Annotated in this window: 1 protein-coding gene; it reads right to left on the reverse strand. The window is 30.9% G+C overall.

The genetic code is table 11. From position 1 onward, the window contains the following. A partial coding sequence (locus EOC06_RS40635) for a hypothetical protein (protein ID WP_164899086.1) occupies positions 1-275 on the reverse strand: 275 nt, incomplete at both ends.

The following is a 275-nucleotide window of genomic DNA, read 5'->3' on the forward strand; positions in this document are numbered from 1 at the left end:
TTATTGTTTTGTGAAAATAGTTCGTTACAGGCATTTGCAACTTTTGAAATATATCTATCTATGTCTTCAACTGTAGAATCCTTCTTAGCAAATCTCCAGTCTAGTAATGTTAAGCCAATTTTCACATCTCCTTTAGCTAGTAAGGTTTCCTTTGTTTTTATTGATCTATTCGGCAAAGTAAATCCTATATCTGGAATTTGTTTCACATTAGATATAACCTTCAAATCCTTTAATAGTTGGGTCGTAATTGATTCTCTACTAATAAAGGTATCTAC

It is taken from the genome of Mesorhizobium sp. M7A.F.Ca.MR.362.00.0.0, assembly GCF_004023175.1.
Classification (GTDB): Bacteria; Pseudomonadota; Alphaproteobacteria; order Rhizobiales; family Rhizobiaceae; genus Mesorhizobium.